Source organism: Blastococcus sp. TML/M2B, assembly GCF_016612865.1.
Taxonomy (GTDB): Bacteria; Actinomycetota; Actinomycetes; order Mycobacteriales; family Geodermatophilaceae; genus Blastococcus.
This window is the reverse complement of sequence record NZ_JAENZZ010000002.1, coordinates 1,809,040-1,832,991: the sequence shown is the minus strand read 5'-3', so window position 1 is coordinate 1,832,991 and position 23,952 is coordinate 1,809,040. Positions and strand designations below refer to the sequence as shown.

Sequence of the window (23,952 nt, the reverse complement as noted above, 5' to 3'; positions counted from 1 at the left end):
GGCTGGCCAAGGAGCACCCGGTCGAGGCCGACCTGGTCATCCCCGTCCCGGAGTCGGGGACGCCGGCCGCCGTCGGCTACGCGCAGGCCTCGGGCATCCCCTACGGCCTCGGGCTGGTCAAGAACTCCTACGTCGGGCGCACCTTCATCCAGCCGTCCCAGACGATCCGGCAGCTGGGCATCCGGCTGAAGCTCAACCCGCTGCGCGACGTCATCCGCGGCAAGCGGCTGGTCGTCGTGGACGACTCGATCGTCCGCGGCAACACCCAGCGGGCGCTGGTCCGCATGCTGCGCGAGGCCGGCGCGGTCGAGGTGCACGTCCGCATCGCCTCGCCGCCGGTCAAGTGGCCGTGCTTCTACGGCATCGACTTCGCCAGCCCCGCCGAGCTGGTCGCCAACGGTTTGGACCTCGACGGCGTGCGCGCCTCGATCAACGCCGACTCGCTGGGCTACGTCTCCGAGCAGGGCCTCATCGCCGCCACCGAGCAGCCCGCGAACCGGCTGTGCACCGCCTGCTTCACCGGGAAGTACCCGATCCCGCTGGAGCAGCCCGAGGTGCTGGGCAAGCACGTGCTCGAGGGCCTGGAGAACCGCGCGCTGACCGGCTGGACGGGGCAGCAGGCCGGCAGCGCGACGGTGCCGGGCGGCGCCGAGGACGCTCTGCTGCGGCCGTGAGCTCAGCCGAGGAGTTCACCTACGCCGCGTCCGGCGTCGACATCGACGCCGGCGAGCGCGCGGTCACGCTGATGAAGTCCGCGGTCGCCCGCACGAACCGGCCCGAGGTGGTCGGCGGCCTGGGCGGCTTCGCCGGGCTGTTCGCGCTGGACACCGCGAAGTACCGCAGGCCCCTGCTGGCGTCCTCCACCGACGGCGTCGGCACGAAGATCGCCCTCGCCCGCCAGCTGGACCGGCACGACACCGTGGGCATCGACCTGGTCGCCATGGTCGTCGACGACCTGGTCGCCTGCGGCGCCGAGCCGCTGTTCCTCCAGGACTACGTGGCCTGCGGCAAGGTCGTCCCCGAGCGGATCGCCGCGATCGTCACCGGCATCGCGGCCGGCTGCACGCTGGCCGGCGCCGCGCTGGTCGGCGGGGAGACCGCCGAGCACGGCGACCTGATGGACGCCGACGAGTACGACCTCGCCGCCACCGCGGTGGGCGTGGTCGAGGCCGACGCCGTCCTCGGGCCGGAGCGGGTCCGCGCCGGTGACGCCGTCGTCGCCATGGCCTCGTCGGGCTTCCACTCCAACGGCTACTCGCTGGTCCGCCGCGTGGTGAGCGCCGCCGGGCTGGACCTGCACGCCACCCCCGCCGGGCTGGCCCGCCCGCTGGGCGAGGAGCTGCTCGAGCCGACCCGCATCTACGCCCTCGACTGCCTCGCCCTGGTCGCCGCGCACGGCGTCGAGAACGTGCACGCCTACGCGCACATCACCGGCGGCGGGCTGGCGGGCAACACCGCCCGCGTCGTGCCCGACGGCCTGGAGGCGGTGCTCGACCGGGGCACCTGGGCGCTGCCCGCCGCGGTGCGGCTGATGGAGGAGCACGGCGTCCCGCGCACCGAGTCCGAGCGCGCCTTCAACTGCGGCGTCGGCATGGTCGCCGCCGTCGCCCCCGAGATCGCCGACGACGTCGTCGCCCGGCTCACCGCAGCGGGTGTGCCGGCGTGGGTGGCCGGCAGCCTGCAGGAGCGGGCCGACGAGAGCGCCCCGGCCGCGCGCCTGGTGGGCACCTACCGCTGAGCCCCCGGGGACTTTCTGTACCGAAAGTCCGGTCAGGCGGGGGACTTTCGGTACCGAAAGTCCCCTGGACGGCGGCGCGCGCGAAGGCACCGCCTCACCCGGGGGTGAGACGGTGCCCCGTGCCGGACGGTCGGGTCAGCGTCGCCGCGTCAGCGGGTGGCTGCCCAGTCGTCGCCCGAGTCGTCGTCCGCCCAGCGGTCGGCGTACTCGTCGTCGTCCTCGTCGTCGTCGTCCGCCGCCGCGCTGGGCGCGGTGTAGGTGGACGACGAACCAGAACCGGCCAACTCCCGCTGGAGAGCGGTGAGGTCGGTGTTCGGTGAGCTGTACTTGAGCTCACGGGCCACGCGTGTCTGCTTGGCCTTCGCTCGGCGACCACCTCGACACCGCGGGCGGGCGTCCAGCCCGGGCGGTGGCGACCCCGGCTGACCCTGGGCCAACATTACGACCGGATCCGCCGGACCGTCGAACGTCGGTGACCACGAGCTCGGCGCCGTCGGCCACCAGCCGGTCGGCCGCCACGGCGGGGGAGACGCCGTCGGCGTCGGCGGTGCGGAACACCCGGGCGGCGACGTCGAAGATGCCGGCGGCCCGCGCCCGGGCTCGTCCTCGACCTGGATGACGCCGCCGGCGTTCACCAGGTAGTCAGGGGCGTAGAGGATGCCGCGGGCGACCAGGTCGTCGGCGATCCGCGGGCCAGAAGACGCCGTGGCCACGGTCGCGGCGTCCAGCGCCCCGCCCAGCGCGCACGGCGCGTAGACGTCGTGCGGCGTGCCGATGAGCGCGGCGGTGTCGGCGACCACCCGCACCGGCCAGCGACCGGACCGCCGCCGGGTCGGGCGAACCGGCGCCGTCGGCCACCAGCAGGTCGACCAGCCACGACGTCGAGGTCGGCGTTGAACGTGCCGACGTCGCAGGCGGTGAGGTACCGGCCGCCGAGGGCGAACCGGGTCGACGTCGAAACGCGACGTCCGGCGGTGAGGTACCGGCGGCCGTAGGCGCGCAGCAGCGCCTCGCTCTTGTCCGTCCGGGGATTGCCGATGATCACCGCCTTGCCGCCGCCGAGGTCCAGGCCCGCCAGGCTGTTCTTGTAGGACATGGCCCGCGACAGCCGCAGCGCGTCGGCGACGGCGTCGTCCTCGCTCGCGTACGGGTAGAAGCGGGTGCCGCCCAGCGCGGGGCCCAGCGCGGTCGAGTGGATCGCGATGACGGCCCGCAGGCCGGACTCCCGGTCGCTGCAGAAGACGACCTGCTCGTGGCCGGAGCCCAGAATGTCCACGGCGCGAGGGTAGAACCCCTGCACCCGGCCCCGGGGCGTCGCACCGGCCGGGCAGCACCGGCGGCGTACGGGCAGGCATCATGTCCCGTTGGACACCCGGCGGAGGTCAGCGCTGCGCCCCCGAGCCGCACCGTGGCACACAGGAGGACTCCCATGCCCGCACCCAGGCGACTGCTCGCGTTCGCGCTGGCCGCACCGCTGCTGCTCGCGTCGTGCACGACGGACGGCGGCGACAACGGGGGCGGCGGGTCCGCGGACGCCGGCGGCGGGGGCGGGGACGGCGACCTCACCATCACCGTGGTCACGCACGGCTCGGCCGGTGACGCCTTCTGGGACGTCGTGCAGAACGGCGCCGAGGCCGCGGGCGAGGACCTCGGCGTGGACGTCGACTACCAGAGCGACGGCGACCCGCAGCGCCAGGCGCAGCTCATCGACGCCGCCGTGAACCAGGGCGTCGACGGCATCGTGGTCTCGATGGCCAACCCGGACGCCCTCCAGGAGTCGGTCGAGGCCGCGGTCTCCGCCGGCATCCCGGTGGTCACCATCAACTCGGGCGGGGACCGCTCGGCCGAGTTCGGCGCCATCGGCCACGTCGGCCAGGACGAGACGATCGCCGGCGAGGGCGCCGGCCGCGAGCTCGCCGCCGACGGCGCGCGCAACGTGCTGTGCGTCATCCACGAGGCGGGCAACATCGGCCACGAGCAGCGCTGCGCCGGTGCGGCCACCGGCCTGGGCGCCACGGTCACCCCGCTGCAGGTGGACATCAACGACCTCACCGGCGCGCAGTCGACGATCACCTCGCAGCTGCAGAGCGACCCCACGATCGACGCGGTGCTGGCGCTGAACTCCGCCGTCGCCGCGGTGGCCGTCGAGTCGGCGCAGGACGCCGGTTCCGACGCCAGCATCGCCACCTTCGACCTCAACCAGGACGTCATCACCGGCATCCAGGACGGCTCGATCGCCTTCGCCGTCGACCAGCAGCAGTTCGAACAGGGCTACCTGCCGATCGTGATGCTCAAGCTCTACGCCGAGAACCTCAACACCGTCGGCGGCGGTCAGCCGGTGCTCACCGGTCCCGGGATCGTCGACGCCACGAACGTCGACGAGATCGCCGACCTGGCCTCGGCCGGCACGCGCTGAGCACCGCGGGAGCACCGCTCCCGGTGGGCACCGGGGACGCGGGCGAGCCGTCGACGCGGCGGGCCGACGAGCGGCTGAGCGCCGTCGGCCCGCTGCGCCGGCTGCTGGTCAAGCCCGAGCTCGGCGCGCTGGTCGGCGCTGTCGCGGTGTTCGCGTTCTTCGCCGTCCAGTCCGAGGTCTTCCGCTCGGCCCGCGGCATCGCCAACTGGCTCGACCCGGCCTCGACGCTGGGCATCATGGCGGTGGCGGTCGCCCTGCTGATGATCGGCGGGCACTTCGACCTCTCGGCCGGCGTCATGACCGGGACGACGGCGCTCACCGTCGCGATCGTCGCCGTCGAGTTCGAGCAGAACATCTGGGTGGCGATCGGCGTCTCGCTCGTCGTCGCCCTGCTGCTGGGCTTCTTCAACGGCTGGCTGGTCACCCGCACCGGCCTGCCCAGCTTCATCATCACGCTGGGCACCTTCCTCATGCTCCAGGGCCTGAACCTGGGCCTGACGAAGTTCCTCACCGGCACGGTCACCGCCAGCGGGCTCGCCGCGGCCCCCGGGTACGGGAGCGCCGAGTGGGTCTTCGCCTCGCGCATGACGATCTTCGGCGCCGAGGTCCGCGTCGCCGTGCTGTGGTGGCTGCTGTTCACCGCCCTGGCCAGCTGGGTCCTGCTGCGCACCCGCTTCGGCAACTGGGTGTTCGCCACCGGCGGCGACGAGGTCGCCGCGCGCAACGTCGGCGTCCCGGCCCGGCGCACGACGATCACGCTGTTCATGACGACGGCGACGGCGGCCTGGTTCGTCGGGACGACGCTGGCCGTGCGGCTCACCTCGGTGCAGGCCAACACCGGCACCGGCCAGGAGCTGATCTACATCGTCGCCGCGGTCATCGGCGGCTGCCTACTCACCGGCGGCTTCGGCTCGGCCATCGGCGCCTCGCTCGGGGCGCTGATCTTCGGCATGACCCAGCTGGGCATCCCGTACCTGCGCTGGAACGCCGACTGGTTCTACTTCTTCCTGGGGGCCATGTTGCTGCTCGCGGTGCTGGCCAACCGGCTGGTCCGGCGGTACGCCGAGGCGGCGCGCAGATGACCGCCCCCCTGCTGGAACTCCGCGACGTCGGCAAGGACTACGGCTCGGTCATCGCCCTGGACGGCATCAGCACCACGGTGCGCGCCGGCGAGGTCACCTGTGTGCTGGGCGACAACGGCGCCGGCAAGTCCACGCTGATCAAGATCCTGTCGGGCGTGCACCGGGCGGACCGCGGGCAGCTGCTGCTGGACGGGCAGCCGACGGCGTTCGGGTCGCCGCGCGAGGCGCTGGACGCCGGGATCGCGACGGTCTACCAGGACCTGGCGATGATCCCGCTGATGGCGATCTGGCGGAACTTCTTCCTCGGCGCCGAGCCCACCCGCGGGTGGGGCCCGTTCCGGCGGTTCGACGCCGCGCGGGCGAAGGAGACCACCCGTCGCGAGCTGGCGGCGATGGGCATCGACATCCGCGACCCCGACCAGCCGGTCGGCACGCTGTCCGGCGGCGAGCGGCAGTCGGTGGCGATCGCCCGGGCGGTGCACTTCGGGGCGCGGGTGCTGATCCTCGACGAGCCGACGTCCGCCCTCGGCGTCAAGCAGGCCGGTGTCGTGCTGCGGTACGTCGCCCAGGCGCGCGACCGCGGCGTGGGCGTCGTGCTGATCACCCACAACCCGCACCACGCCCACCCGGTGGGGGACCGCTTCCTCGTGCTCAACCGCGGGCGCAGCCTGGGCGAGTTCGCCAAGGCCGACGTGAGCCGCGAGGAGCTGACCCGGCTGATGGCCGGCGGGGCGGAGCTGGACCAGCTGGCGCACGATGCTCGAGCGCCCGTCGACCTGATCGAGTCGACATACCGACGGCTGCGGAACGGTCGCTGACCGAACTTCCCGCGGCGCGTCAGATGGTGCGCGTGTTGCCTTTGTGACTGGCGGTGACGCTGCGACTCTCCTCGGGCACGTCGCCCTTTCCCCTTCCCCGGGAGCCAGTCATGTTCCACCGCCGTCCGCCGCACCCGGCGTCCGCGCGCCTCCGCGCCACGCTGGTGGCGCTCGCGGCGGGGACGGTGCTCGTGGTCACCGCCACGCCCGCCCTCGCCGTCCCCCCGCCGCCGCCCAACCCGACCGACGGCGAGATCGGCGCCGCCAGGTCGCAGCAGGACGCCGCCGCCGCCGAGGTGGGCCGCATCGCCGGGCTGGTCGCGACCGCCGAGGCCGAGCTCGAGCGCCTCGGCGTGCAGGCCGAGGCGGCCGGCACCGCCTACGAGGCGGCGAACGAGGCCCTCCAGGTCGCGCAGGGCAAGGCCGACGAGGCAGCCGCGCAGCTGCAGGTGGCCGCCGACGCGGTCGCCGCGGCGCAGGCGCGGATCGCGGTGTTCTCCCGGGACAGCTACATGCAGGGCGCGTCGATGAGCACCTCGGCGGTGCTGCTGAGCGCCACCGGCCCCGACGAGCTGATCCAGCGGGCCGCGATGCTGGACTACGTCGGCGCCAACAAGGTCGACGTCCTCGGGGAGATGGAGGTCGCGCGCATCGCGCAGGCCGAGGCCGAGGCCGGTGCCCGGGCCGCCCGCGACGAGATGGCCGCGGCCGAGGAGTCGGCGGCGGCGGCCAAGGCGCAGGCGGACTCGCAGGTCGCCGTCCAGCGCGGCGCCTATGCCGAGATCGAGGCGCAGAAGGACGTCTACCAGGCCCAGCTCGACGCGGCGAACATCGCGCTGCTCGAGCTGCAGGGCGCCCGCAACGCCTACCAGCAGTGGCAGCAGCAGAAGGCGGCCGAGGAGGCCGCGCAGCGGGCGGCGGCCGAGCGCGCGGCGGCCGAGGCGGCCGCCGCGGCGGCCGCGGCCCGGAACGCACCCAGCCGCGGCGGCGGCGGCGCGAGCGCGGGCAGCGGTGGGTCGTCCGCCGGCCCGTACGTGAAGCCGACCTCCGGCCGGGTGTCCAGCTGCTTCGGCACCCGCTGGGGCGCGCTGCACGGTGGCGTGGACATCGCGGCCCCGATCGGCACTCCCATCTACGCGGCCCACTCCGGTGTGGTGCAGCGGGCCGGGACCGCCAGCGGCTTCGGCTACGCGGTGTGGATCCTGGGCGACGACGGCTACGTCACCGTCTACGGCCACGTGAACCAGTACTTCGTGCGCGCCGGGGACCGGGTCCGGGCCGGTGAGGAGATCGCCGAGGTGGGCAACCGGGGCGAGTCCACCGGGCCGCACCTGCACTTCGAGGTGCACCCGCGGGGCGTCATGTACGGCGGGCACGCCGACCCGGTCCCGTGGCTGCGCGCCCGCGGCATCGAGCTCGGCGGCTGCTGACCGCCGTGGGGGACGACTGCGGTCCGCCGCTCCGGGGATGGGCGGCGGGCCGCAGTGCTCCGCACGCGGCTGCACGCGGACGCGGCGGCGGGGCTAGCGTGCCTCGCGTGAACGCTCCGGTCGATCCGCGCACCAGCTGGCAGCTCCCGGCGTTCGGCGGGATGCCGATCACCGCCGACCTGGAACCCCTGGTCACCCGCGTGCTGGCGCCCAACCCGGACCGCATGACGCTCGACGGCACCAACACCTACGTGGTCGGCGCGCCGGGCAGCGGCGCGGCGGTGCTGGTCGACCCGGGCCCCGACGACCCGGCGCACCTCGCGGCGGTGGAGGCGGCGCTGGCCGCCCGCGGCGCCCGCGTCGCGGCCGTGCTGGTCACCCACCACCACGGCGACCACGCCGAGGCGGCGCTGCCCTGGGGCGCCCGGTTCGGCGCCCAGGTCATGGCCGGCAGCGGCGACGTCGCCGGCCCCGAGGGGCGGGTGCTCACCGGCGGCGACCGGCTGCGGCTCGGCCGGCACCACGGTGGACGTCGTCCCCACGCCCGGGCACTGCTCGGACCACCTGGCGTTCCGCGTCGAGTCCGGCGCCGTCCTCGTCGGCGACCACGTGCTGGGCCGCGGCACCTCGGTGGTCACGCACCCCGAGGGCGACGTCGTCGCCTACCTGGAGTCGCTGCGCACGGTGCGTGACCTCGGGCCCAGCGCCCTGTACTGCGGGCACGGCCCCGAGCTGACCGAGGACCCCGGCGCGGTTCTGGACTACTACCTGGCGCACCGGGCCTACCGCGAGGCGCAGGTGGTCGCCGCGCTGCAGGGCGGGGCGACGACCGTCGACGAGCTCGTGGCGACCATCTACGCCGAGGTGCCGCGCGAGGTGTGGTTCGCCGCGGCGCAGTCGACGCGGGCGACCCTGGACAAGCTGCGCGCCGAGGGCCGGATCGAGCAGGCCGCCGACGGCACGGTCCGCCCGGCATGACGGTGCCGGTGATCCGCAGCGCGGACAGCGAGCGGGACCAGCGGCGCGCGGCCGCGGCGCTGGCGGCGGCCGGGGTGCGCCGCGGCGACCGGCTGCTCGTCTCGGCGGCGGCCTCCCCGGCGCTGCTCGCCGTCGTCCTCGGGGCGCTGCGGACCGGCATCGTGCCCGTCGTCCTCGATCCCGGCCTGCCGGCCGCGGAGCGCGCCGTCCTGGCCGAGGACGCCGATCCGGCGCTCGACGCCGGCGACGACCCGGCCGCGCTGCTGAGCGGGACGGACGAGGCCGAGCTCGCCGACGTGCCCCTGGCCCGGCCGATGCACTACACGTCGGGCACCACCGGCCGGCGCAAGGGCGTGTGGTCCGGCGTGCTCGCCGACGACGACGCGCGGGCGCTCGCGGCCGAGGAGATCGAGCTCTGGGGCTTCGCCGCGGCCGACCGGCACCTGGTGCTCTCGCCGCTGCACCACAGCGCGCCGCTGCGGTTCGCGATCCACACGCTGCTCGCCGGCGGCGAGGTGCTGCTGCCCGGCCCGTTCGACGTCGAGCGCGCGGCCCGCACGATCACCGAGCTGCGGCCGACCACCACGTTCTGCGTGCCGACCCACCTGCAGCGCCTGCTGGCGCGCGACGACGTCGACTGGACCTCCTTCCGGCGGCTCGTGCACGCCGGCGCGCCCTGCCCCGAGCCGCTCAAGCGGGCAGTGCTCGCGGCGCTCCCCGAGGGCAGCGTGTGGGAGTTCTACGGCTCGACCGAGGCGCAGTTCACCGTCTGCTCGCCCGAGGACTGGCTGGCCCACCCCGGCAGCGTCGGGCGCGCCCGCCCCGGCCGGCGGCTGGAGACCGACGAGCGCGGCCAGCTGTGGTGCGCGGTGCCCCGCTGGGCGCGCTTCGAGTACTGGCGCGCGCCGGAGAAGACGGCGGCGGCCTGGCGCGGCGACCGGGTGACCGTCGGCGACCTCGGCCGGGTGGACGACGACGGCGTGGTGTGGCTCGACGGCCGCCGCGAGGACCTGGTCATCTCCGGCGGGGTGAACGTCTACCCCGCCGAGGTGGAGGCGGTGCTCGACGCGCACCCCGGCGTCGTGGAGAGCGCGGTCTTCGGTGTGCCGGACCCGGACTGGGGCCAGCGCGTGGTCGGCGCCTACGTCGGCGACGCCGACCCCGCCGAGCTGGCCGGCTGGGCGCGGGAGCGGCTGGCGGCCGCCAAGCGGCCCAAGGCGCTGCACCCCGTTCCCGAGCTGCCCCGCACGTCCACGGGCAAGGTGCGCCGGCTGGACCTGCCCGGCGTGCTGGGCCTCGACGGTGCCTGACCCCCGGTAGGGCAGACATGGCCATTTCCGCCCCTGGGGGCGGGCCGGACGTCGTCGTCGTCGGCGCGGGGACGGCGGGCTGCGCGCTGGCCGCCCGGCTCGCCGATGCCGGGCAGCGGGTGCTGCTGCTCGAGGCCGGCCCGGTGCCCCGCGGGCCCGACGAGTGGCCCGCGGAGGTCCGCGACCCGGCCAGCCTGGCCGCCACCGCGAGCGGCCACCCGCTCAACTGGGACCTCCCGGGCCAGGTGGTGCCCGGCCGGGCGGTGCGGGTGCCCCGCGGCCGGATCGCCGGCGGCTCCAGCGCCCTCAACGCGGCGGTGTGGCTGCGTGCCACCCCGGCCGACCTCGACGGCTGGGCCGCCGCCGGCACCCCGCTGTGGTCGCACGCGGCGGTGCTGCCCGCCTTCCGTCGCTCGGAGGCCGACGCCGACTTCGGCAGCGCGCCCGGGCACGGGGCCGACGGGCCGGTGCCGGTCCGCCGGCTGCCCGCCGGACCCGCGGCCGCAGCCTTCGCCGCGGCCGCCGCCGAGCTCGGCTTCGCGGTCGTCGCTGACAAGAACGACGGCGCCGGCACCGGCTACGGGCCGATCCCGTTCAACGTCGACGGCGGCGTCCGGGTCAACGCCGCGATGGCCTACCTCGAGCCGCGCCGCACGCATCCGTACCTCGCCGTGCGCGGGGGCGTCGACGTCCGCCGGGTCCTCGTCGAGCGGGGGCGGGCGGTGGGGGTGCTGACCGACCGCGGGCCGGTCCGGGCGGGCCAGGTCGTGCTCAGCGCGGGCGCCGTCGGCTCGGCGCACCTGCTCCTCGTGTCCGGTCTCGGCCCCGCGGCCGACCTCGCGGCCCTGGGCATCGACGTGCTGGCCGACCTGCCCGTGGGCGCCGCCTCCAGCGACCACCCGCTGGTCTACCTGCCCTACCGGACCGCCCCGGGCCTGACCGAGCCCGCGCTGCCCCTGCACGGCGTCCTGCACGCCCCGGTGCCCGGCGGGGAGGTCGAGGTGCTGCCGTGGCTGCGGCGCTTCGGCGCCGACCCGGAGCCGCTGCTCGGGATCGGGCTCCAGCACCCGGTCGCCCGGGGCCGGCTGACCCTCGATCCCCGGGATCCCGCGGGGCCGCCGCTCCTGGACTACCGCTACCTCGCCGAGGAGGCCGACCGCGGCGGCCTGCGCGAGGGGGTCCGGACCGCCGCCGCGCTGCTCCGCACCGCCGCGGTGGCGGGCACGCTCGGGCCGTCGGCGGCGGTGCCCGACGCGGTGCTGGACGACGACGCCGCCCTGGACGCCTGGATCGCCGCCGGCGTCGGCACCGCGGTGCACCTCTCGGGCACCGCGCCGATGGGTCCCGACGACGAGGCGGGCGCCGTCGTCGACGAGCACCTGCGGGTGCGCGGTGTCGCGGGGCTGCGCGTCGTCGACACCTCGGTGCTCCCGTCGGTGCCCAGCCGGGGGACGGCGGCCACCGCGGTCATGATCGGCGAGCGGGCCGCCGAGCTGCTGACCTCGGGCTGAGCCGGTGGGCGGGGCGCCGGGCCGGTGGGGCAGTGTGAGCGCCGTCACCGCTCGCCCCCAGGAGGAACCCGTGCCGCAGGTCCAGACCGTCCGAGGCCCCGTCGACACCGCCGAGCTCGGCCAGACGCTGATGCACGAGCACGTCTTCACCCTCACCGCCGACGTGCAGCAGAACTACCCCGAGGAGTGGGGCAGCGAGGAGGAGCGGGTCGCCGACGCCGTCGCGAAGCTGCAGGCGCTGCCCGCCCTCGGCGTGCGGACCATCGTCGATCCGACGGTGATCGGGCTGGGCCGCTACATCCCGCGCATCCAGCGGGTCGCCGAGCAGGTGGACGTGAACATCGTCGTGGCCACCGGTTGCTACACCTACGACGACGTGCCGTTCTTCTTCCACCACCGCGGGCCGGCCCTGAACGCGGCGGTCGGCGCCGAGGTGCCCGACCCGATGGTCGACATGTTCGTGCGTGACATCGAGGAGGGGATCGCCGGCACGGGGGTGCGCGCGGCGTTCCTCAAGTGCGCGATCGACGAGCCGGGCCTCACCCGCGGGGTCGAGCGGGTGATGCGGGCGGTCGCGAAGGCGCACCTCCGCACCGGCGCGCCGATCACGGTGCACACCCACCCGGGCACCCGCACCGGGCTGGACGTCCAGCGGGTGTTCGGCGAGGAGGGCGTGGACCCGGGGAACGTCGTGCTCGGGCACAGCGGGGACAGCACCGACGTCGACCACCTGAGCGCACTGGCCGACGCCGGCTTCGTGCTCGGCATGGACCGGTTCGGGATCAACCTGGCCACGACGTTCGAGGCGCGGGCGGACACCGTGGTGGAGATGTGCCGCCGGGGCTACGCCGAGCGGATGGTGCTCTCCCAGGACGCGTCCTGCTACATCGACTGGATCGACCCGGGTGTCCTGGCGCTGATGCCGCAGTGGCACTACACGCACATCCACGAGGAGGTGCTGCCGTACCTGCGCGAGCACGGGGTCACCGACGCGCAGATCGAGGCGATGCTGGTGACCAACCCGCGGCGCTACTTCGAGGGCGCCGCCGGCTGACCGGATCGTCCCGGCGGCGCGCTGACCGCAGCCGCCGGGACGCCGGAGTCGAGGGGGATCAGCGGGCGGCGGGCAGCTCGCTGGTCGAGGCGCCGGCCATGGGCGTCCACGCATCGGGGTGCGGCCGCCCGGCCTGGGCGACCCAGCTCTCGCCGCGGCTGGGCGCGGCGGGGCGCACGACGGTGGCCGGGCGGGCGCTGAGGCTGACGATGACCGCGAGCAGCACGAGCAGCCCCACGAGGACACCGCCGAGAACCAGGAGCGTCGAGAGCATGAACAGAAAGTAGTGGTGCGGATCGGTCCGTGTCACCGGAGAACGGCGGTCACTTTCCGCCGAAGATGAGTCCCTCGTTGCGCACTATTCGCCCCGCGACCTCGGTCGTCGTCCCGCCCGTCACACAGGTGTGCACAACGGCTGCCGGAGCACCGCCGGGCCACCGTAGCGGGTGCACCGCGGCCGGGGAACGCCGCGCTGCGTGGTCCGGCCGCGGGCGGGTAGGGAGCGCCCGGCGGGAGGAGGGGACGTGGCGGACCTGTCGCGCGGAGCGGGTCGGCTGGTGGCCGTGCCGCTCGCCGCGGTGGCGCGGTGGCGCTCCGGCAAGCCCATGCACCCGCGGGGTGCGGTGTTCGACGCCGTCCTGGAGCGGCAGGGCGGCGAGCCCCCGTGGGGCGTGCCGTTCCTCGACACCCCGGGGCGGGATGACGTCGTCGTCCGGCTCTCCCGCGGCGCCGGGCTCCCCGAGCCGTGGCCGGACCTCCTCGGTCTCGCCGTCCGCCTCGGGGGCGAGGGCGGGCCGCCGGTCGACCTGCTGCTGTCGAGCACCGGGAGCGGCCGGCTGACCCGGGTGGTGCCGGCGCTGCGCCGGGACGCCGCCGCGGCCTACTGCTCGATCATGGCCTACCGCTCGCCCGCCGGGCCCCTGCGCCTCGCGGCGCTGCCCACCACCCGCGGGGTGCCCTCCGATCCCGGACCGGTCGCCGCGGCCGTCCGCCGGGAGCCGCTGGCCTTCGTGCTCGCCGCGGCGCGGGGCCGGGAGGCCTGGCGCCCGTTCGCCCGGCTCGCCCTCGGCGAGCCGGTCCGCCCGCTGGACCCCGAGCTGCGGTTCGACGCCGTCCGCCACCCGCCGCCGGGGCTGGTGCCCGACGGCCCGCTGGCCCGCTTCCGCGCGCCGGCGTACGCCGCCGCCCAGGCCGCCCGCCAGGGGCCCTGACGGGACGGATCCGTCCGCTCACCCGATGGAGTTGGTCACGGATTGGTACCGGGGTGGCAGGGTAGGGGGAGAAGCCGCCCCGCCGGAGACCCTGGCAGGGGCCCTGCCGTCGAGCCCACCGGTCGACGCAGCGCTCGACCGCCCGAGGAGCAGATCCCCGCCCGTGATGTCCGCAGAACCCGCCCCGGGCGCGCCGCCCGGTGGCCCGTCGACCGTGCTCCGCGTCGCCAGCGTGCCGTTCCGCGACCGGTACGTCGACGCCGTGCTGCCGGACGGAGCCGTGCGCGTGGGGGAACCGGGCGAGCCGAGCCGCTGGCTGGACGAGGCCTACCTGACCGACCACGCCGGTGACGTCGACGTCCTGCACCTGCACACCGGGTACGGCCACCTCGGCGTCCGCGAGCTCGAGCACTGGGCGGAGACAGTGCAGCGGCTGGGCGTTCCGCTCGTCGTCACCGTGCACCAGCTGCGCGACGCCACCCAGGGCGTCCGCGCGCGGCACGACGCGCACCTGGCCGCGGTCCTGGGGACGGCGGAGGTGGTGCTGACGCTCACGCCGTCGGCGGCCGACGAGATCGCCGACCGCTACGGGCGGACCTCGATCGTGCTCGCGCACCCGTCGCTGGCGGTCCACGACCCTGAGCTCGGCTCGGAGCGGGGGCTGGTCGGCGTGCGGCTGGGGGCGGCGTCCACGGCCGTCCCGGACCCGGCCGCGGTGGCCCGCGCCGCCGGGTCGGGCGCGGTGTCCGGCGGTGGCCGGCTGCGGGTGCTCGTGCCGGCCGGCTCGGAGGTCGACGAGGGCGTGCGCGCGATGGCGGGGGGCGGCGAGCTGGAGCTCGTCGAGTTCGGTCCCGAGGAGCTGGCCGCCCGGTTGCAGGAGCTGCACGTGGCGGTGCTGCCGGAGCGCTGCGGCACGCACTCGCGCGACCTCGAGGTGTGCCGCGACGTCGGCACCCGCGTGGTGGCGCCGAGCTGCGGCTTCTTCGCCGACCAGTGGTCGGAGGTCGTCACCTACGCCAATGACGAGATCGACGGGCTGGACCCGGTGTCGCTGACCGCCGCGGTCTCCGCCGCGCTGACCCGGCCGATGCCGCGGCCGGCGGACCGGGCGTGGCGGGAGGAGCAGCGCGACGCCGTCCGGCGGGTGCACGCGGAGGTGTACGCCCAGGTGGCGGCGGACCGCAGCTGGGTGTGAGGTCCCGCGGCCGATGACGTGGCGGCGGGGGAAGAGAAGAGGGTGGGCAGGGGCGGGGTCGAACCGCCGACCTCTCACTTTTCAGGCGAGCGCTCGTACCAACTGAGCTACCTGCCCCTCCCGGTGCTCGCGCACCGGGTGGCGACCCTGACGGGACTCGAACCCGCGACCTCCGCCGTGACAGGGCGGCGCGCTAACCAACTGCGCTACAGGGCCTTGCGTGTACTGCTGTCGTGCGGTGCCCCCAACGGGGTTCGAACCCGTGCTACCGCCTTGAAAGGGCGGCGTCCTGGACCACTAGACGATGAGGGCTCGTTCTGCCGGGGGCAGACGAAACAATACATGCCGCATCGGGCGCTCCTGCACAGGGTCGGCGGAGGGGTGCATCCGGCGGCCCGGTCAGCCCAGGGAGGCGGTCAGCTCGACGCGGTCCTCGCCCACCGACGAGCACTCGAGGACCAGACTCCCGGCCGAGACGCTCTCGCCCTCGGCGCAGGAGACGCTGGCCGAGCCGACGCCCAGCGAGGCGCGGCCGCCCTCGGTTCCGCCGAACCGCAGCGTGGTGCCGAGGATGTTCACCTCCGCGTCGGTGCCCTCGAGGGTGACCGTGCACGAGCGCGGCGAGCACGACACGTTCTCCGAGCCGAACGTGCAGCCGGCCAGGGCGCCGAGGCCCAGGCCTCCGGCGAGCAGGCCGGCGGCCAGGCGGGCACGGGGCGTCGTCGTCGCGGGCATGGGGGAAGGGTAGGGCCGCGCGGTCATCCGGGCGGGGACGCCGGGCTGCCGTCGGAGCCACCGGGACCGACGGACCCGGCGTCGTCGGCGCCGTCGTCCGCGCCGTCGGCGGGGGTCGGCAGGGGGACGACGGTGCGCTGGATGGTCACCTCGGACTCGCCCAGCCCGCCCAGGGTGATCTCGTCGTAGGCCTGGAGCCGCCCGGTGCCCGCGGCGAAGTAGAGGACCGTGCAGGTGAGGGGCTCCGGGTACTCGCCCTGCAGCGCCCGCAGCCCCGAGCCGCCGGTGGAGCCCTGCACCATGAGCAGGCCGCCGTCGTCGAGCTCGGTGACCTTCCGGTCGTGCGTGTGGCCCGCGAGGACGAGCGGCACGAGACCCTCCAGGGGCGGGGCCTGCTTGGGGTCGTGCACGAGCGCCACGTCGGGGGCCTCGTCGAGCGAGTCGACCAGCTCGGCCAGCCGCTCGCCGGAGCGGGTCAGCACCTCGAGCGGGGCGTCGTCGTCACCGGTGCTCTTGTCGGGGGTGAACCGCGGGTCCTTTGCCCCGACGATCGAGATGCCGTCGATCTCGGTGGCGGAGTCGTCGAGGACCGTGGTGTTCGGCTGCGCGGCGATCAGTTCCGCGGTGGTGGCGGAGTCGTGGTTGCCGCGGATGAACACGTAGGGCACGCCGAGGGTGCCGACGGAGGAGATGAGCTGGTTCTCCGGCGGGCTGCCCCAGTCGGTGATGTCACCGGTGTCGAGGACGCCGTCGACCTGGAACTGGCTGACGACCTGCGCCACGAGGTCGAAGCCGGCGGGGTTGAGGTGCAGGTCGGAGACGTGCAGCAGGGCGACGGTCTCGTCGGCCGCGCCGGGCGGCGGCAGGGACGACAGCGTGCTGTACAGCGAGCCGACGTTGGCGACGAGGTCCTCGAGCGAGGCGCGGTAGGCGTCGAAGCGGGCCACGATGTCCTGCGCGTTGCCGATCAGGCTGTTCGCGTTGACCAGCAGCCCGGTGTAGGTCGGGGCGGACATCGGCCTCCGGCCGCCACGTGGTCGCGCCGACCCCGCCGATGCCCAGCAGCAGCGCGCCGGTGAGCCCGGCGGCGATCAGCGGCTCGCGGCGGCGCCGCAGCACGAGCCAGGAGACCAGGGCGGCGCCGAGCAGCGCCACGACGACGGTGATGACGAGCAGCTTCACGACCGCGCCCTGCAGGTCGGCGGTGACCCGGTCGACGACGCCGGCCAGCCGCACGGGGTCGTTCGCCAGCTCCTGCGCGCGGACCTGATCGACGCTCTGCAGCTGGACGTCCAGGCGCAGCGGGCCGTCGAAGACGTCGACGGCGAGCGAGCCCAGCGGCGGGACGGCGACCTCGGCGCCACCGGAGCCCGGGCGCACGGCCAGCGTGGCGTCGAACGGGCCGATGGGGGCCGAGATGCGGGCGAACAGCAGGACGGCGACGAGCGCGCCGACGAGGGCCAGGCCGATCCGTGCGAGCCACAGCCCGGCCCGGCGCCCGCGGCGGCGCCACGGGGAGGGAGCGGACTCGGCCTCGGTCACCCCGACCAGGCTAGTGAGGAACGGGCCCGCGCGACGGGTCGGCGGTGGAGCTCAGACCCGGTCGGGTGCGGGGGAGCGGAAGATCCAGCCCAGCGCGATGAACCGCATGAGGCCGATCAGCGCCGTCACGGTGACCACGGCGGTGATCTGCAGCCAGACGTCGCCCTCGGCGGTCGTGGTGTCGATCCAGCCGAGCGTGGCGCTGGTGGCGAGCAATCCGAGCGCGGCCACGGTGCTGGCCTCCCACTGGGCGGTGAACCAGCCCACCCGGTCCTCGGCGTGGAAGGTGAGCCGACGGTGCATCTCGTTGGCCAGCACCGTGGAGGCGACGGTGGCGATGAGGTGCGCGGCCAGGTAGCCCAGGCCCTGGAACGGGATGAACAGCAGCGCGTAGACCAGCGTCGTCGAGCCGCCGACGAGCACGAACCGGGCGAACTGGGCGAGGGTGTCGTCCTGCCGCAGCCGCTCGGCGAGCCGGACGGTCCAGGGGGCCGGCGCTGCGACCTGCTCCGGAACCTGCTGCGTGACCTGGCTCCCGGCGTCGTCGCGTCCGGGGACGCGGCGGCGCAGCAGGGACGGGCGGGTCACGGGGATCCTTCCAGGGCTCGTTCGGGCGGTGCGACCGACGATCCTCCTCGCGCCGCTCGTTGTCACAGGTCAGCATGCCGGTAACAGGTGGCAGAAGCTGCCGCATTCCCCGCGATGCACCCGGAAGAGACCGGCTCGTGACCGGGGAGTCGACGCCGATCGGTCCGGGTAGCAGCCCTCACATGAGTCTTCTGGGGTTCCTGGACCGGGTCGCCGACGTCGCGACGTTCGACAAGGCGATCGAGCCGGCCCGCCGCGCGGTGCAGGGTGCGCTCCGGCCGGCGGCGCTCAAGGACGCCCTCCACGGCACGTGGATCGGGCACCCGGTGCACCCGATCCTCGTGCAGGTGCCCGTGGGCAGCTGGATCTCCGCGGGGCTGCTCGACGCCGTCCCCCGGCTGCGGCCGGCGGCCACGGTGCTCATCGGTGCCGGGGTGGCCGCGGCGGTCCCGGCGGCGGCGTCCGGTGCGGCGGACTGGGCGGAGCAGGACACCGGCGTGCGCCGGCTGGGCGCGCTGCACGCCGTCCTCAACAGCGTCGCGCTCGGCCTCTACGTGGGGTCGCTGGCGGCGCGGCGGAGCGACCGCGGCGTCCTCGGGCGGGTGCTCTCCTACAGCGGGCTGGCGATCGCCGGCGGATCGGCGGCGATCGGCGGGCACATGTCCTACGCGCAGTCCTCGGGGGCCTCGCACGCGGCGACGGCGGTGCGCGCCCTGTCGAAGGACTGGCTGGACCTCGGTCCCCTCGACGACTTCCCCGAGGGTCGTCCGGCACTGCGCACGGGCAGCGGCGGCGCGGCGGACGTGCCCCTGGCCGTGGTGCGCCGGGGCACCACGGTCGACGTCTTCGTCGGTGCCTGCTCCCACTCGGCCGGCCCCCTGCAGGAGGGGACGGTCGAGGAGGTGGGCGGGTCGCAGTGCCTGGTCTGCCCGTGGCACGGCTCGGCCTTCGACCTGGACAACGGCGAGCCGCGACGCGGGCCGGCGGCCAACCCGCAGGAGAAGCTCGAGGTGCGCATGCAGGCCGGGCGCGTGATGGCCCGGGTGCACGGCCGCAACCGCTGAACCGGCACCGCTGAACCGGGCAGGGGCGCCGGAACGAGAGCCGGCCCGGCCGGCCCGGGGGGAACGGGTCGGCCGGGCCGGGGTCATCGGCCACCCGGGCGCAGGCACCAGGCGGGGCAGTGATGACCCTACGTAACCGGCGCCGCGCTCCGGCATCCCCTGAACGGGTGCAATAGCGGACGCCATGGTGACGGAAAGCTCACCGTCGACGGGTGAGGAGGTTCGCCGACCGCCCGGTCGGGCACGGGTCGGGGATGTTCCTCCTCTTCTCCAGCCGGCTGGGCTGCCTCGGTTCCCTGGCACTGTCCGCGCTGCTCACGCTGGTCCTGCTCGTCGCCTTCGACGTCCTGTGATGCCGGCACGTGCCCTTCCGGAACCCGGTAGGGGAGCCGGTTCGCGCTCCCGATCCGCCCCGCAGGTGCGCGAGCACGTGGCCCGCCGCTCCCGGCCGGAGAGCGTCACGGCGCCTCCTCGGCGTTCAGGTAGGCGCAGCGGAACCGTGCCTTCGACATCGCCTCGGTGAACCGGGCCTCCCAGGCGGGGTCCTGCGCCGGGAAGGTCTCCAGCACGCGCTCGTCGAGGACCGCCGGGAGTCCGTCCAGCCCCGTGTAGGTGCGCCGGACGAGGACGCGGGTCGTGCCGTCGACCTCGTCGTGGGCGGGCACCCAGCGCGCCTCGGCGACGGCGGCGGCGAGCTGGGCGCGCTGCCGGGCGGGCAGCGCGGTGGCCCCGGCGTTCTGCCGGAGGCGGTCCAGAGCGACCAGCCGACGGTCCCGAGGAGGGCGAGCACGCCGAGGACCAGCGCCAGCTCGATCAGTCCGAGGACCATGCCGCGAACGCTAGTTCCCGGTTCGCGCCGCGGCGGAACTCCGGCCACCCCGTCCGGCGACGCGGCCGATGGCAGGATGAGCTCGATCCAGGCGCACGGGGCCTCGATCGACGAGGCGCGGCGAGTCCCCCAGGACGTCGTCGCCGCGCCTCGGGCCTCTAGCTCAACTGGCAGAGCAGCGGACTTTTAATCCGCGGGTTGTGGGTTCGATCCCCACGGGGCCCACGTCTCGAACTAGCTGTCGGCTCCGATGACCGCGGTCGTCCAGCCCGGCCCCAGCGTCCAGCGGTGGCCGGCGAAGGGCGCCGTGAGCTCCTCGTCCTCGGCGACGAGGAAGCGCGCTCGCGTCCGTCCGCTGACCGGGTCCGGGTACCGGGTCTCCAGACCGGTGACGGCGTAGGCCGCGGCCACGAAGTTGCCGACCACGGCGACGAGGATCCCCGCCTCCAGGACGGGCGCGGGGTCGACGACCCAGTCGCCGCGCACACCGTTAGGCCTGCGCGGTCGGGGACCAGGCGACCGCCCAGCCCGCCCCTTCGCGCCACGTCTCCGAGGTGTACTTCGGCTCGCCGATGCGCACGACGAAGGCCGGGGGAGCTCCGGGCGCGACCTCGGGCCGCTGCTGCAGCTCCCGGACGGCATCGAGCGAGGCCATGCGTCGGCTCCCGCGTGCCGGCGAACCACCCAGCAGGCCGGTGCTGAGCAGCTTGGCCGCGGAGCCCTTCGACACGTCGAGCAGCGCAGCGGCTTCCAGGACGCTGATCTCGGTCGGCTCGGTCACGAGGTGGTGGTGCCCGGGGGTGCGGTGCGGTGGGTCATCGAGTTCTCGTGCTGGGCCGGCATCCGCCCAACGTAGGTCGTGCCGCACCGGACGTGCTGGGCCGCAGGCCGGCCAGGCGCCCGGGATCGGCGCGGGCTCCCGGGTTCACGTCGGCTGCCGGCGGCCGATGCTGGGAGAGTGGGTGCTGCCCGCACCGCGACAGGACGACCGAGGAGAACCGATGGACTTCATGCGCCGGCTGCAGTCCGAGAGCCCCATCCTGTTCCTGGTGGTGCTGTTCGTCGGCATCTTCCTCGCGTTCCAGCTGCTGATCTTCGTCGCCGAGCTCGTCCTCGGGCCGTTCGGGCTGCCGGGCTGGGCGCCGCTTGCCCTCGTGCTGGTCGGCCTCGTCGTGGTCGCCCGGCGGCAGAACCAGCGGTAGCCGCCGACCGTCGATCAGTCGCGGGGGCGGCGCGGCTCCGGCGGCAGCACGAGCTCGCGGCGGATGCGCAGCCGCCCGGGCAGCCGGGGGCCGGGGACGGTCGGGTGGACGGCGCCTGAGCGATCGGGCATGTCGGTCTCAACTCTCCTCGGTCCTGCGGTATGCCGACACCGTCCCGGACGGGTCTGACAGTTCCCACCTCCCGACCTGGGAGTTGCCTGTCCGTCGGCCCGCCGGCCCCCTCGACGGGGTGGGATCGGTGCTCAAGGGTTTCCGGACGGAGCCGATACGGAAGTGTGCGAATCCTCCGGGCGACGAAGCGGGCCCGCCGTCGTGGCGCGCCACTGCGGCGTTACCTGACGGCCCTCGTCGTGCTCCCCCTGATCGGCGTCGTCGTCCTGGCCACGGCCGCGGCGCAGGCCCGCGCCGCCGAGGCCTCCAGCGCGCGACGCGCCGAGGACGCCGTGCGGACCCTCGCCCTGCTCGACGAGGCCCGCCGCAGCGCCGAGCTGGAGCTCGTCCCCGCGCTGTCGCTCCTGGTGATCCAGAGCCCGGAGATCCTCCTCGGCCTGAGCATCCCGGAGTCGCTGCTCGAGACCCAGCGCACCGTCGCCACCGCGCAGACCGCGCAGCTCCGCCGGCAGACCGACGACGCCCTCGCCCGGATCCCGGCGGGCTCGTCGGCTGCTGCCGCGGCGCGCCGTTCGGCGGCCGACCTCGCGGCGCTGCGGGCCGATGCCGACGCCGGCGGGATGGGCGTCGAGGAGGAGTACTTCCGCTTCCTCACGGTGTCCAACGACCTCATGAACGCCCAGCGCGCCACGGCGCAGCTCGCCACGTCCGAAGGGGTGCCGGCCGCCACCACGCGCGCCATCCGCGACGTCCAGACCATCTCGAACCTGACCCAGGTGGCGAGCCGGCAGGTAGCGCTCTACCTCGGGTCGGTGTTCACCACCGGCGACAGCAGCCTGATCGGCTCGCGCACCGCCTGGCAGACGGCCTGGCTGGACTATACCGACGCGGAGCGGGAGATGGAGCTGCTCTCGCAGGAGGAGCTCCGCGACCAGTGGCAGGAGCTGCAGTCGGTGGAGGCCGTCACCCGGGTCGGGACGGTCTTCGCGGGCGGCAGCCCCCTCGGCGTCACCCCGGGGAGCGCGACCCCGCTCGAGGTCCGCGTCCAGGACATCCTGGCGCTGCTGTCGGGCACGGCGGAGCGCAGCGCCCTGCTCGCCGACCTCGTGGACTCCGCCGTCGTCGAGGCCCGGAGCCTGGTGGCCGCCGACCGCGAGCGCGCCGGCGACGCGCTGCACCTCATCGTCGTCCTCGGGGCGGTGGTGCTCGTCGGCTCCCTGGTCGGCGCGCTGGTCCTCGGCCGCAGCGTGGCCCGCGCCCTCCGGCTGCTGGCCGGGCAGGCGACCGAGATCAGCGAGGGCTCGCTGGTCGAGGTCGAGGTCGACGGCCCGCGCGAGGTGCGCACCGTCTCCGCCGCCCTCGGCTCCGCCGTCGCCGGGCTCCGCCGCATCCAGGACCAGGCGCAGGCCGTGGCCCGTGGTGACCTGGACAACGCCTTGCTCGAGCAGTCGCTCCCCGGCCCGCTCGGCGAGGTCGTGCACGCGTCCGTGCAGCAGATCGTGCACGCGGTCCGCCAGCGCGAGGAGCTGCAGTTCGCCCTCGCCCACCAGGCGACCCACGACGCGCTCACCGGGCTGCCCAACCGCGCCCAGGCCGTCACCCTCGTGACCGCCGCCCTGCACCGCGGCCGGCGCTCCGGCGAGATGACCGGCCTGCTCTTCGTCGACCTGGACGGCTTCAAGGCGGTCAACGACGGCCACGGCCACGCGGCCGGCGACGAGGTGCTGCGCGCCGTCGCCCGCCGGCTCGGCGCGGCCGTCCGCCCCGGCGACGTCGTCTGCCGCCTCGGTGGCGACGAGTTCGTCGTCCTCGTGGAGCCCGTCCGCAGCGAGCACGACCTGGTCGAGCTGGCCCACCGCCTCATCGCGGCGGTCAGCGAGAAGGTCGCGGTCGACCGCGCGCGGGTCCGGATCGGTGCCAGCGTCGGCGTCGCCGTCAGCCGGGACGGCGGCACCGACGCCGACGCGCTGTTCGCCGAGGCCGACACCGCCGCCTACCGCGCCAAGGCATCGGGCCGCGGCCGTGCCGAGGTGTTCGACGAGACCCTGCGCCTGCAGCTCAAGGCCCGTGCCGAGCTCGAGGCGGCGATCGCCTCCGCCCTCGTCGAGGGCGAGATGCAGGTGGCCTACCAGCCGGTCGTCCACGTCGCGACCGGCCGGCTCACCGGCTACGAGGCGCTCATCCGCTGGGAGCGGCCGGGCGTCGGCCCCGTCCCGCCGGACGAGTTCATCCCGGTCGCCGAGAGCTCCCGGCTCATCGGCGACGTCGACCGCTGGATGCTGCACGAGGCCACCCGCCAGCTCGCGCAGTGGCGCGCGCAGTTCCCGACCGCCTCCGGCGAGCCCGCCCCGACGGTGGCGGTCAACATCTCCGGCCGGCACCTCGCCGACCCCCGCGTGCTCACCGACGTCGCCGACGCGCTGGCCGCCTCCGGGTTGCCCGCCGAGCTGCTCACGGTCGAGGTCACCGAGACCGTGCTGGTCGACGACCCGCTCGCCTACGACCACCTCGGCGCGCTCCGCGCCATGGGCGTCCGCATCGCCATCGACGACTTCGGCACCGGCTACACCTCGATCGGCCAGCTCCGGGACATGCCGGTCGACACGCTCAAGATCGACCGCAGCTTCGTGGCGTCCACCGACCCCGCCCAGCGGGACCTCGTGGCGCTGATGATCCGCGCGGCGCACACCTTCGGGCTGACCGTCGTCGCCGAGGGCGTGGAGGAGCCCGACCAGCTGGCGCGGCTCCGGGAGCAGAACTGCGACCAGGCGCAGGGCTACCTGCTCCACCGCCCGCTGCGGGCGCCCGAGGCCGGTGCCCTGCTGCGCCGCGCCGAGACCGCCGAGACCGCCGGGACCGCCACCACCTGACCCGCGGGGACGCGCCGCCGCGGAGCCCTCCTCCCGGGGTCACCGCAGGTCATCAGGCCCGCGCCACGCTCGGACGAGCGTGTCGCTGTCGACAAGTGGCCGCTCCGGACGGCGGGTCACCGGCCGCCGCGGCGGCTCGCGCAACGATCCGGCCACACGGCTCCCCACGCGCGTCGGCGCGGCCCCCGCGGACCGGTTCCGGCACCTACCGTTCTGCCATCGCGACGCCACGGCCGGCGACGCGGTG

At 75.2% G+C, this 23,952-nt stretch carries 27 protein-coding genes and 4 tRNA genes; 18 read left to right on the top strand and 13 right to left on the bottom strand.

The annotated features are described in order from the left end of the window. The first annotated feature begins 2 nt into the window (after nucleotides 1–2). Nucleotides 3–674 (top strand): phosphoribosyltransferase family protein, encoded by a 672-nt coding sequence (locus JKP75_RS21880; RefSeq protein WP_309230020.1) that lies wholly within the window; start codon nucleotides 3–5, stop codon nucleotides 672–674. Continuing rightward, on the top strand, nucleotides 671–1,738 hold the full coding sequence (gene purM / locus JKP75_RS17430) for a phosphoribosylformylglycinamidine cyclo-ligase (RefSeq protein WP_200490032.1): 1,068 nt from the start codon (nucleotides 671–673) through the stop codon (nucleotides 1,736–1,738). The genes JKP75_RS21880 and purM overlap by 4 nt, the downstream gene beginning before the upstream one ends. Nucleotides 1,739–1,887: 149 nt before the next feature. Here purM and JKP75_RS17425 read toward each other — a convergent pair whose 3' ends face one another. Beyond that, on the bottom strand, nucleotides 1,888–2,178 hold the full coding sequence (locus tag JKP75_RS17425) for a DUF3073 domain-containing protein (protein ID WP_200493384.1): 291 nt from the start codon (nucleotides 2,176–2,178) through the stop codon (nucleotides 1,888–1,890). Between the two features lie 191 nt (nucleotides 2,179–2,369). Continuing rightward, complete coding sequence (locus JKP75_RS23490; protein WP_200493299.1) at nucleotides 2,370–3,014, bottom strand: Glu/Leu/Phe/Val dehydrogenase dimerization domain-containing protein; 645 nt, start codon at nucleotides 3,012–3,014, stop codon at nucleotides 2,370–2,372. A 153-nt stretch (nucleotides 3,015–3,167) separates the two neighbouring features. On the opposite strand from JKP75_RS23490, the gene JKP75_RS17415 reads away from it, so the two are divergent. From JKP75_RS17415 to JKP75_RS17380, 9 genes are all read left to right on the top strand, one after another. Next, on the top strand, nucleotides 3,168–4,154 hold the full coding sequence (locus tag JKP75_RS17415; protein WP_200490035.1) for a sugar ABC transporter substrate-binding protein: 987 nt from the start codon (nucleotides 3,168–3,170) through the stop codon (nucleotides 4,152–4,154). Between the two features lie 23 nt (nucleotides 4,155–4,177). After that, nucleotides 4,178–5,236, top strand: a complete 1,059-nt coding sequence (locus JKP75_RS17410; RefSeq protein ID WP_309229942.1) for an ABC transporter permease — start codon at nucleotides 4,178–4,180, stop codon at nucleotides 5,234–5,236. Beyond that, a complete protein-coding gene (locus tag JKP75_RS17405) occupies nucleotides 5,233–6,054 on the top strand; it encodes an ATP-binding cassette domain-containing protein (RefSeq protein ID WP_200493298.1) in 822 nt (273 codons plus the stop codon). Before JKP75_RS17410 ends, JKP75_RS17405 begins: the two co-directional genes overlap by 4 nt. 110 nt (nucleotides 6,055–6,164) lie before the next feature. Then, nucleotides 6,165–7,484 (top strand): peptidoglycan DD-metalloendopeptidase family protein, encoded by a 1,320-nt coding sequence (locus JKP75_RS17400; RefSeq protein ID WP_200490037.1) that lies wholly within the window; start codon nucleotides 6,165–6,167, stop codon nucleotides 7,482–7,484. A 107-nt stretch (nucleotides 7,485–7,591) separates the two neighbouring features. Continuing rightward, nucleotides 7,592–8,176: an MBL fold metallo-hydrolase gene (locus JKP75_RS21870; RefSeq protein ID WP_309229941.1), complete on the top strand. Its 585-nt coding sequence runs from the start codon at nucleotides 7,592–7,594 to the stop codon at nucleotides 8,174–8,176. Beyond that, nucleotides 8,115–8,462, top strand: coding sequence for a hypothetical protein (locus JKP75_RS24140; protein ID WP_309229940.1), 348 nt, complete (start codon nucleotides 8,115–8,117; stop codon nucleotides 8,460–8,462). Before JKP75_RS21870 ends, JKP75_RS24140 begins: the two co-directional genes overlap by 62 nt. Then, a complete protein-coding gene (locus JKP75_RS17390; RefSeq protein ID WP_200490038.1) occupies nucleotides 8,459–9,772 on the top strand; it encodes a class I adenylate-forming enzyme family protein in 1,314 nt (437 codons plus the stop codon). Before JKP75_RS24140 ends, JKP75_RS17390 begins: the two co-directional genes overlap by 4 nt. A 17-nt stretch (nucleotides 9,773–9,789) precedes the next feature. Beyond that, nucleotides 9,790–11,283 carry a mycofactocin system GMC family oxidoreductase MftG gene (gene mftG / locus JKP75_RS17385; protein ID WP_200490039.1) on the top strand — a complete coding sequence of 498 codons (1,494 nt, stop codon included), beginning with the start codon at nucleotides 9,790–9,792 and terminating at the stop codon, nucleotides 11,281–11,283. A 70-nt stretch (nucleotides 11,284–11,353) separates the two neighbouring features. Further along, nucleotides 11,354–12,337 (top strand): phosphotriesterase, encoded by a 984-nt coding sequence (locus JKP75_RS17380; protein ID WP_200493296.1) that lies wholly within the window; start codon nucleotides 11,354–11,356, stop codon nucleotides 12,335–12,337. A 58-nt stretch (nucleotides 12,338–12,395) separates the two neighbouring features. On the opposite strand, the gene JKP75_RS17375 is transcribed toward JKP75_RS17380, so the two are convergent. Then, complete coding sequence (locus JKP75_RS17375) at nucleotides 12,396–12,647, bottom strand: hypothetical protein (protein ID WP_309229939.1); 252 nt, start codon at nucleotides 12,645–12,647, stop codon at nucleotides 12,396–12,398. Nucleotides 12,648–12,861: 214 nt separating this feature from the next. Between JKP75_RS17375 and JKP75_RS17370 the strand changes: the two genes are divergently transcribed. Both JKP75_RS17370 and JKP75_RS17365 read left to right on the top strand, forming a co-directional pair. Beyond that, complete coding sequence (locus tag JKP75_RS17370; RefSeq protein WP_200490040.1) at nucleotides 12,862–13,548, top strand: phosphodiesterase; 687 nt, start codon at nucleotides 12,862–12,864, stop codon at nucleotides 13,546–13,548. A gap of 166 nt (nucleotides 13,549–13,714) precedes the next feature. Continuing rightward, entirely contained in the window at nucleotides 13,715–14,743 is a 1,029-nt protein-coding gene (locus JKP75_RS17365; protein WP_200491305.1) for a glycosyltransferase, read from the top strand. A gap of 43 nt (nucleotides 14,744–14,786) precedes the next feature. On the opposite strand, the gene JKP75_RS17360 is transcribed toward JKP75_RS17365, so the two are convergent. The 7 genes from JKP75_RS17360 to JKP75_RS17335 form a co-directional block, all read right to left on the bottom strand. Next, nucleotides 14,787–14,860 (bottom strand) — tRNA-Phe (locus JKP75_RS17360). A gap of 22 nt (nucleotides 14,861–14,882) precedes the next feature. Next, nucleotides 14,883–14,959, bottom strand: a tRNA-Asp gene (locus JKP75_RS17355). 23 nt (nucleotides 14,960–14,982) lie between these two features. Beyond that, nucleotides 14,983–15,055, bottom strand: a tRNA-Glu gene (locus JKP75_RS17350). An 87-nt stretch (nucleotides 15,056–15,142) separates the two neighbouring features. Further along, entirely contained in the window at nucleotides 15,143–15,478 is a 336-nt protein-coding gene (locus JKP75_RS17345; protein WP_200490041.1) for a hypothetical protein, read from the bottom strand. Between the two features lie 23 nt (nucleotides 15,479–15,501). After that, a complete protein-coding gene (locus tag JKP75_RS21860) occupies nucleotides 15,502–16,260 on the bottom strand; it encodes a metallophosphoesterase (RefSeq protein WP_309230019.1) in 759 nt (252 codons plus the stop codon). Beyond that, on the bottom strand, nucleotides 16,208–17,020 hold the full coding sequence (locus JKP75_RS24135; RefSeq protein ID WP_309229938.1) for a hypothetical protein: 813 nt from the start codon (nucleotides 17,018–17,020) through the stop codon (nucleotides 16,208–16,210). Before JKP75_RS24135 ends, JKP75_RS21860 begins: the two co-directional genes overlap by 53 nt. 51 nt (nucleotides 17,021–17,071) lie before the next feature. Further along, nucleotides 17,072–17,608: a GtrA family protein gene (locus tag JKP75_RS17335; RefSeq protein ID WP_200490042.1), complete on the bottom strand. Its 537-nt coding sequence runs from the start codon at nucleotides 17,606–17,608 to the stop codon at nucleotides 17,072–17,074. A gap of 182 nt (nucleotides 17,609–17,790) precedes the next feature. Here JKP75_RS17335 and JKP75_RS17330 point away from each other — a divergent pair, with 182 nt between their 5' ends. Continuing rightward, nucleotides 17,791–18,672, top strand: a complete 882-nt coding sequence (locus tag JKP75_RS17330) for a Rieske (2Fe-2S) protein (protein ID WP_200490043.1) — start codon at nucleotides 17,791–17,793, stop codon at nucleotides 18,670–18,672. A 212-nt stretch (nucleotides 18,673–18,884) separates the two neighbouring features. Next, a complete protein-coding gene (locus JKP75_RS17325; protein WP_200490044.1) occupies nucleotides 18,885–19,025 on the top strand; it encodes a hypothetical protein in 141 nt (46 codons plus the stop codon). 105 nt (nucleotides 19,026–19,130) lie between these two features. On the opposite strand, the gene JKP75_RS17320 is transcribed toward JKP75_RS17325, so the two are convergent. After that, nucleotides 19,131–19,337, bottom strand: a complete 207-nt coding sequence (locus JKP75_RS17320) for a hypothetical protein (RefSeq protein ID WP_200490045.1) — start codon at nucleotides 19,335–19,337, stop codon at nucleotides 19,131–19,133. Between the two features lie 316 nt (nucleotides 19,338–19,653). Between JKP75_RS17320 and JKP75_RS17315 the strand changes: the two genes are divergently transcribed. Beyond that, a tRNA-Lys gene (locus JKP75_RS17315) sits at nucleotides 19,654–19,726 on the top strand. 9 nt (nucleotides 19,727–19,735) lie between these two features. On the opposite strand, the gene JKP75_RS17310 is transcribed toward JKP75_RS17315, so the two are convergent. Both JKP75_RS17310 and JKP75_RS17305 read right to left on the bottom strand, forming a co-directional pair. Then, nucleotides 19,736–19,987 (bottom strand): hypothetical protein, encoded by a 252-nt coding sequence (locus JKP75_RS17310; RefSeq protein WP_200493295.1) that lies wholly within the window; start codon nucleotides 19,985–19,987, stop codon nucleotides 19,736–19,738. 4 nt (nucleotides 19,988–19,991) lie between these two features. Beyond that, a complete protein-coding gene (locus JKP75_RS17305) occupies nucleotides 19,992–20,282 on the bottom strand; it encodes a hypothetical protein (RefSeq protein WP_200493294.1) in 291 nt (96 codons plus the stop codon). 220 nt (nucleotides 20,283–20,502) lie between these two features. Between JKP75_RS17305 and JKP75_RS17300 the strand changes: the two genes are divergently transcribed. Continuing rightward, nucleotides 20,503–20,703, top strand: a complete 201-nt coding sequence (locus tag JKP75_RS17300) for a hypothetical protein (RefSeq protein ID WP_200490047.1) — start codon at nucleotides 20,503–20,505, stop codon at nucleotides 20,701–20,703. Nucleotides 20,704–21,074: 371 nt separating this feature from the next. Next, nucleotides 21,075–23,705, top strand: a complete 2,631-nt coding sequence (locus JKP75_RS17295; protein WP_200493293.1) for a bifunctional diguanylate cyclase/phosphodiesterase — start codon at nucleotides 21,075–21,077, stop codon at nucleotides 23,703–23,705. Nucleotides 23,706–23,952 lie beyond the last annotated feature (247 nt).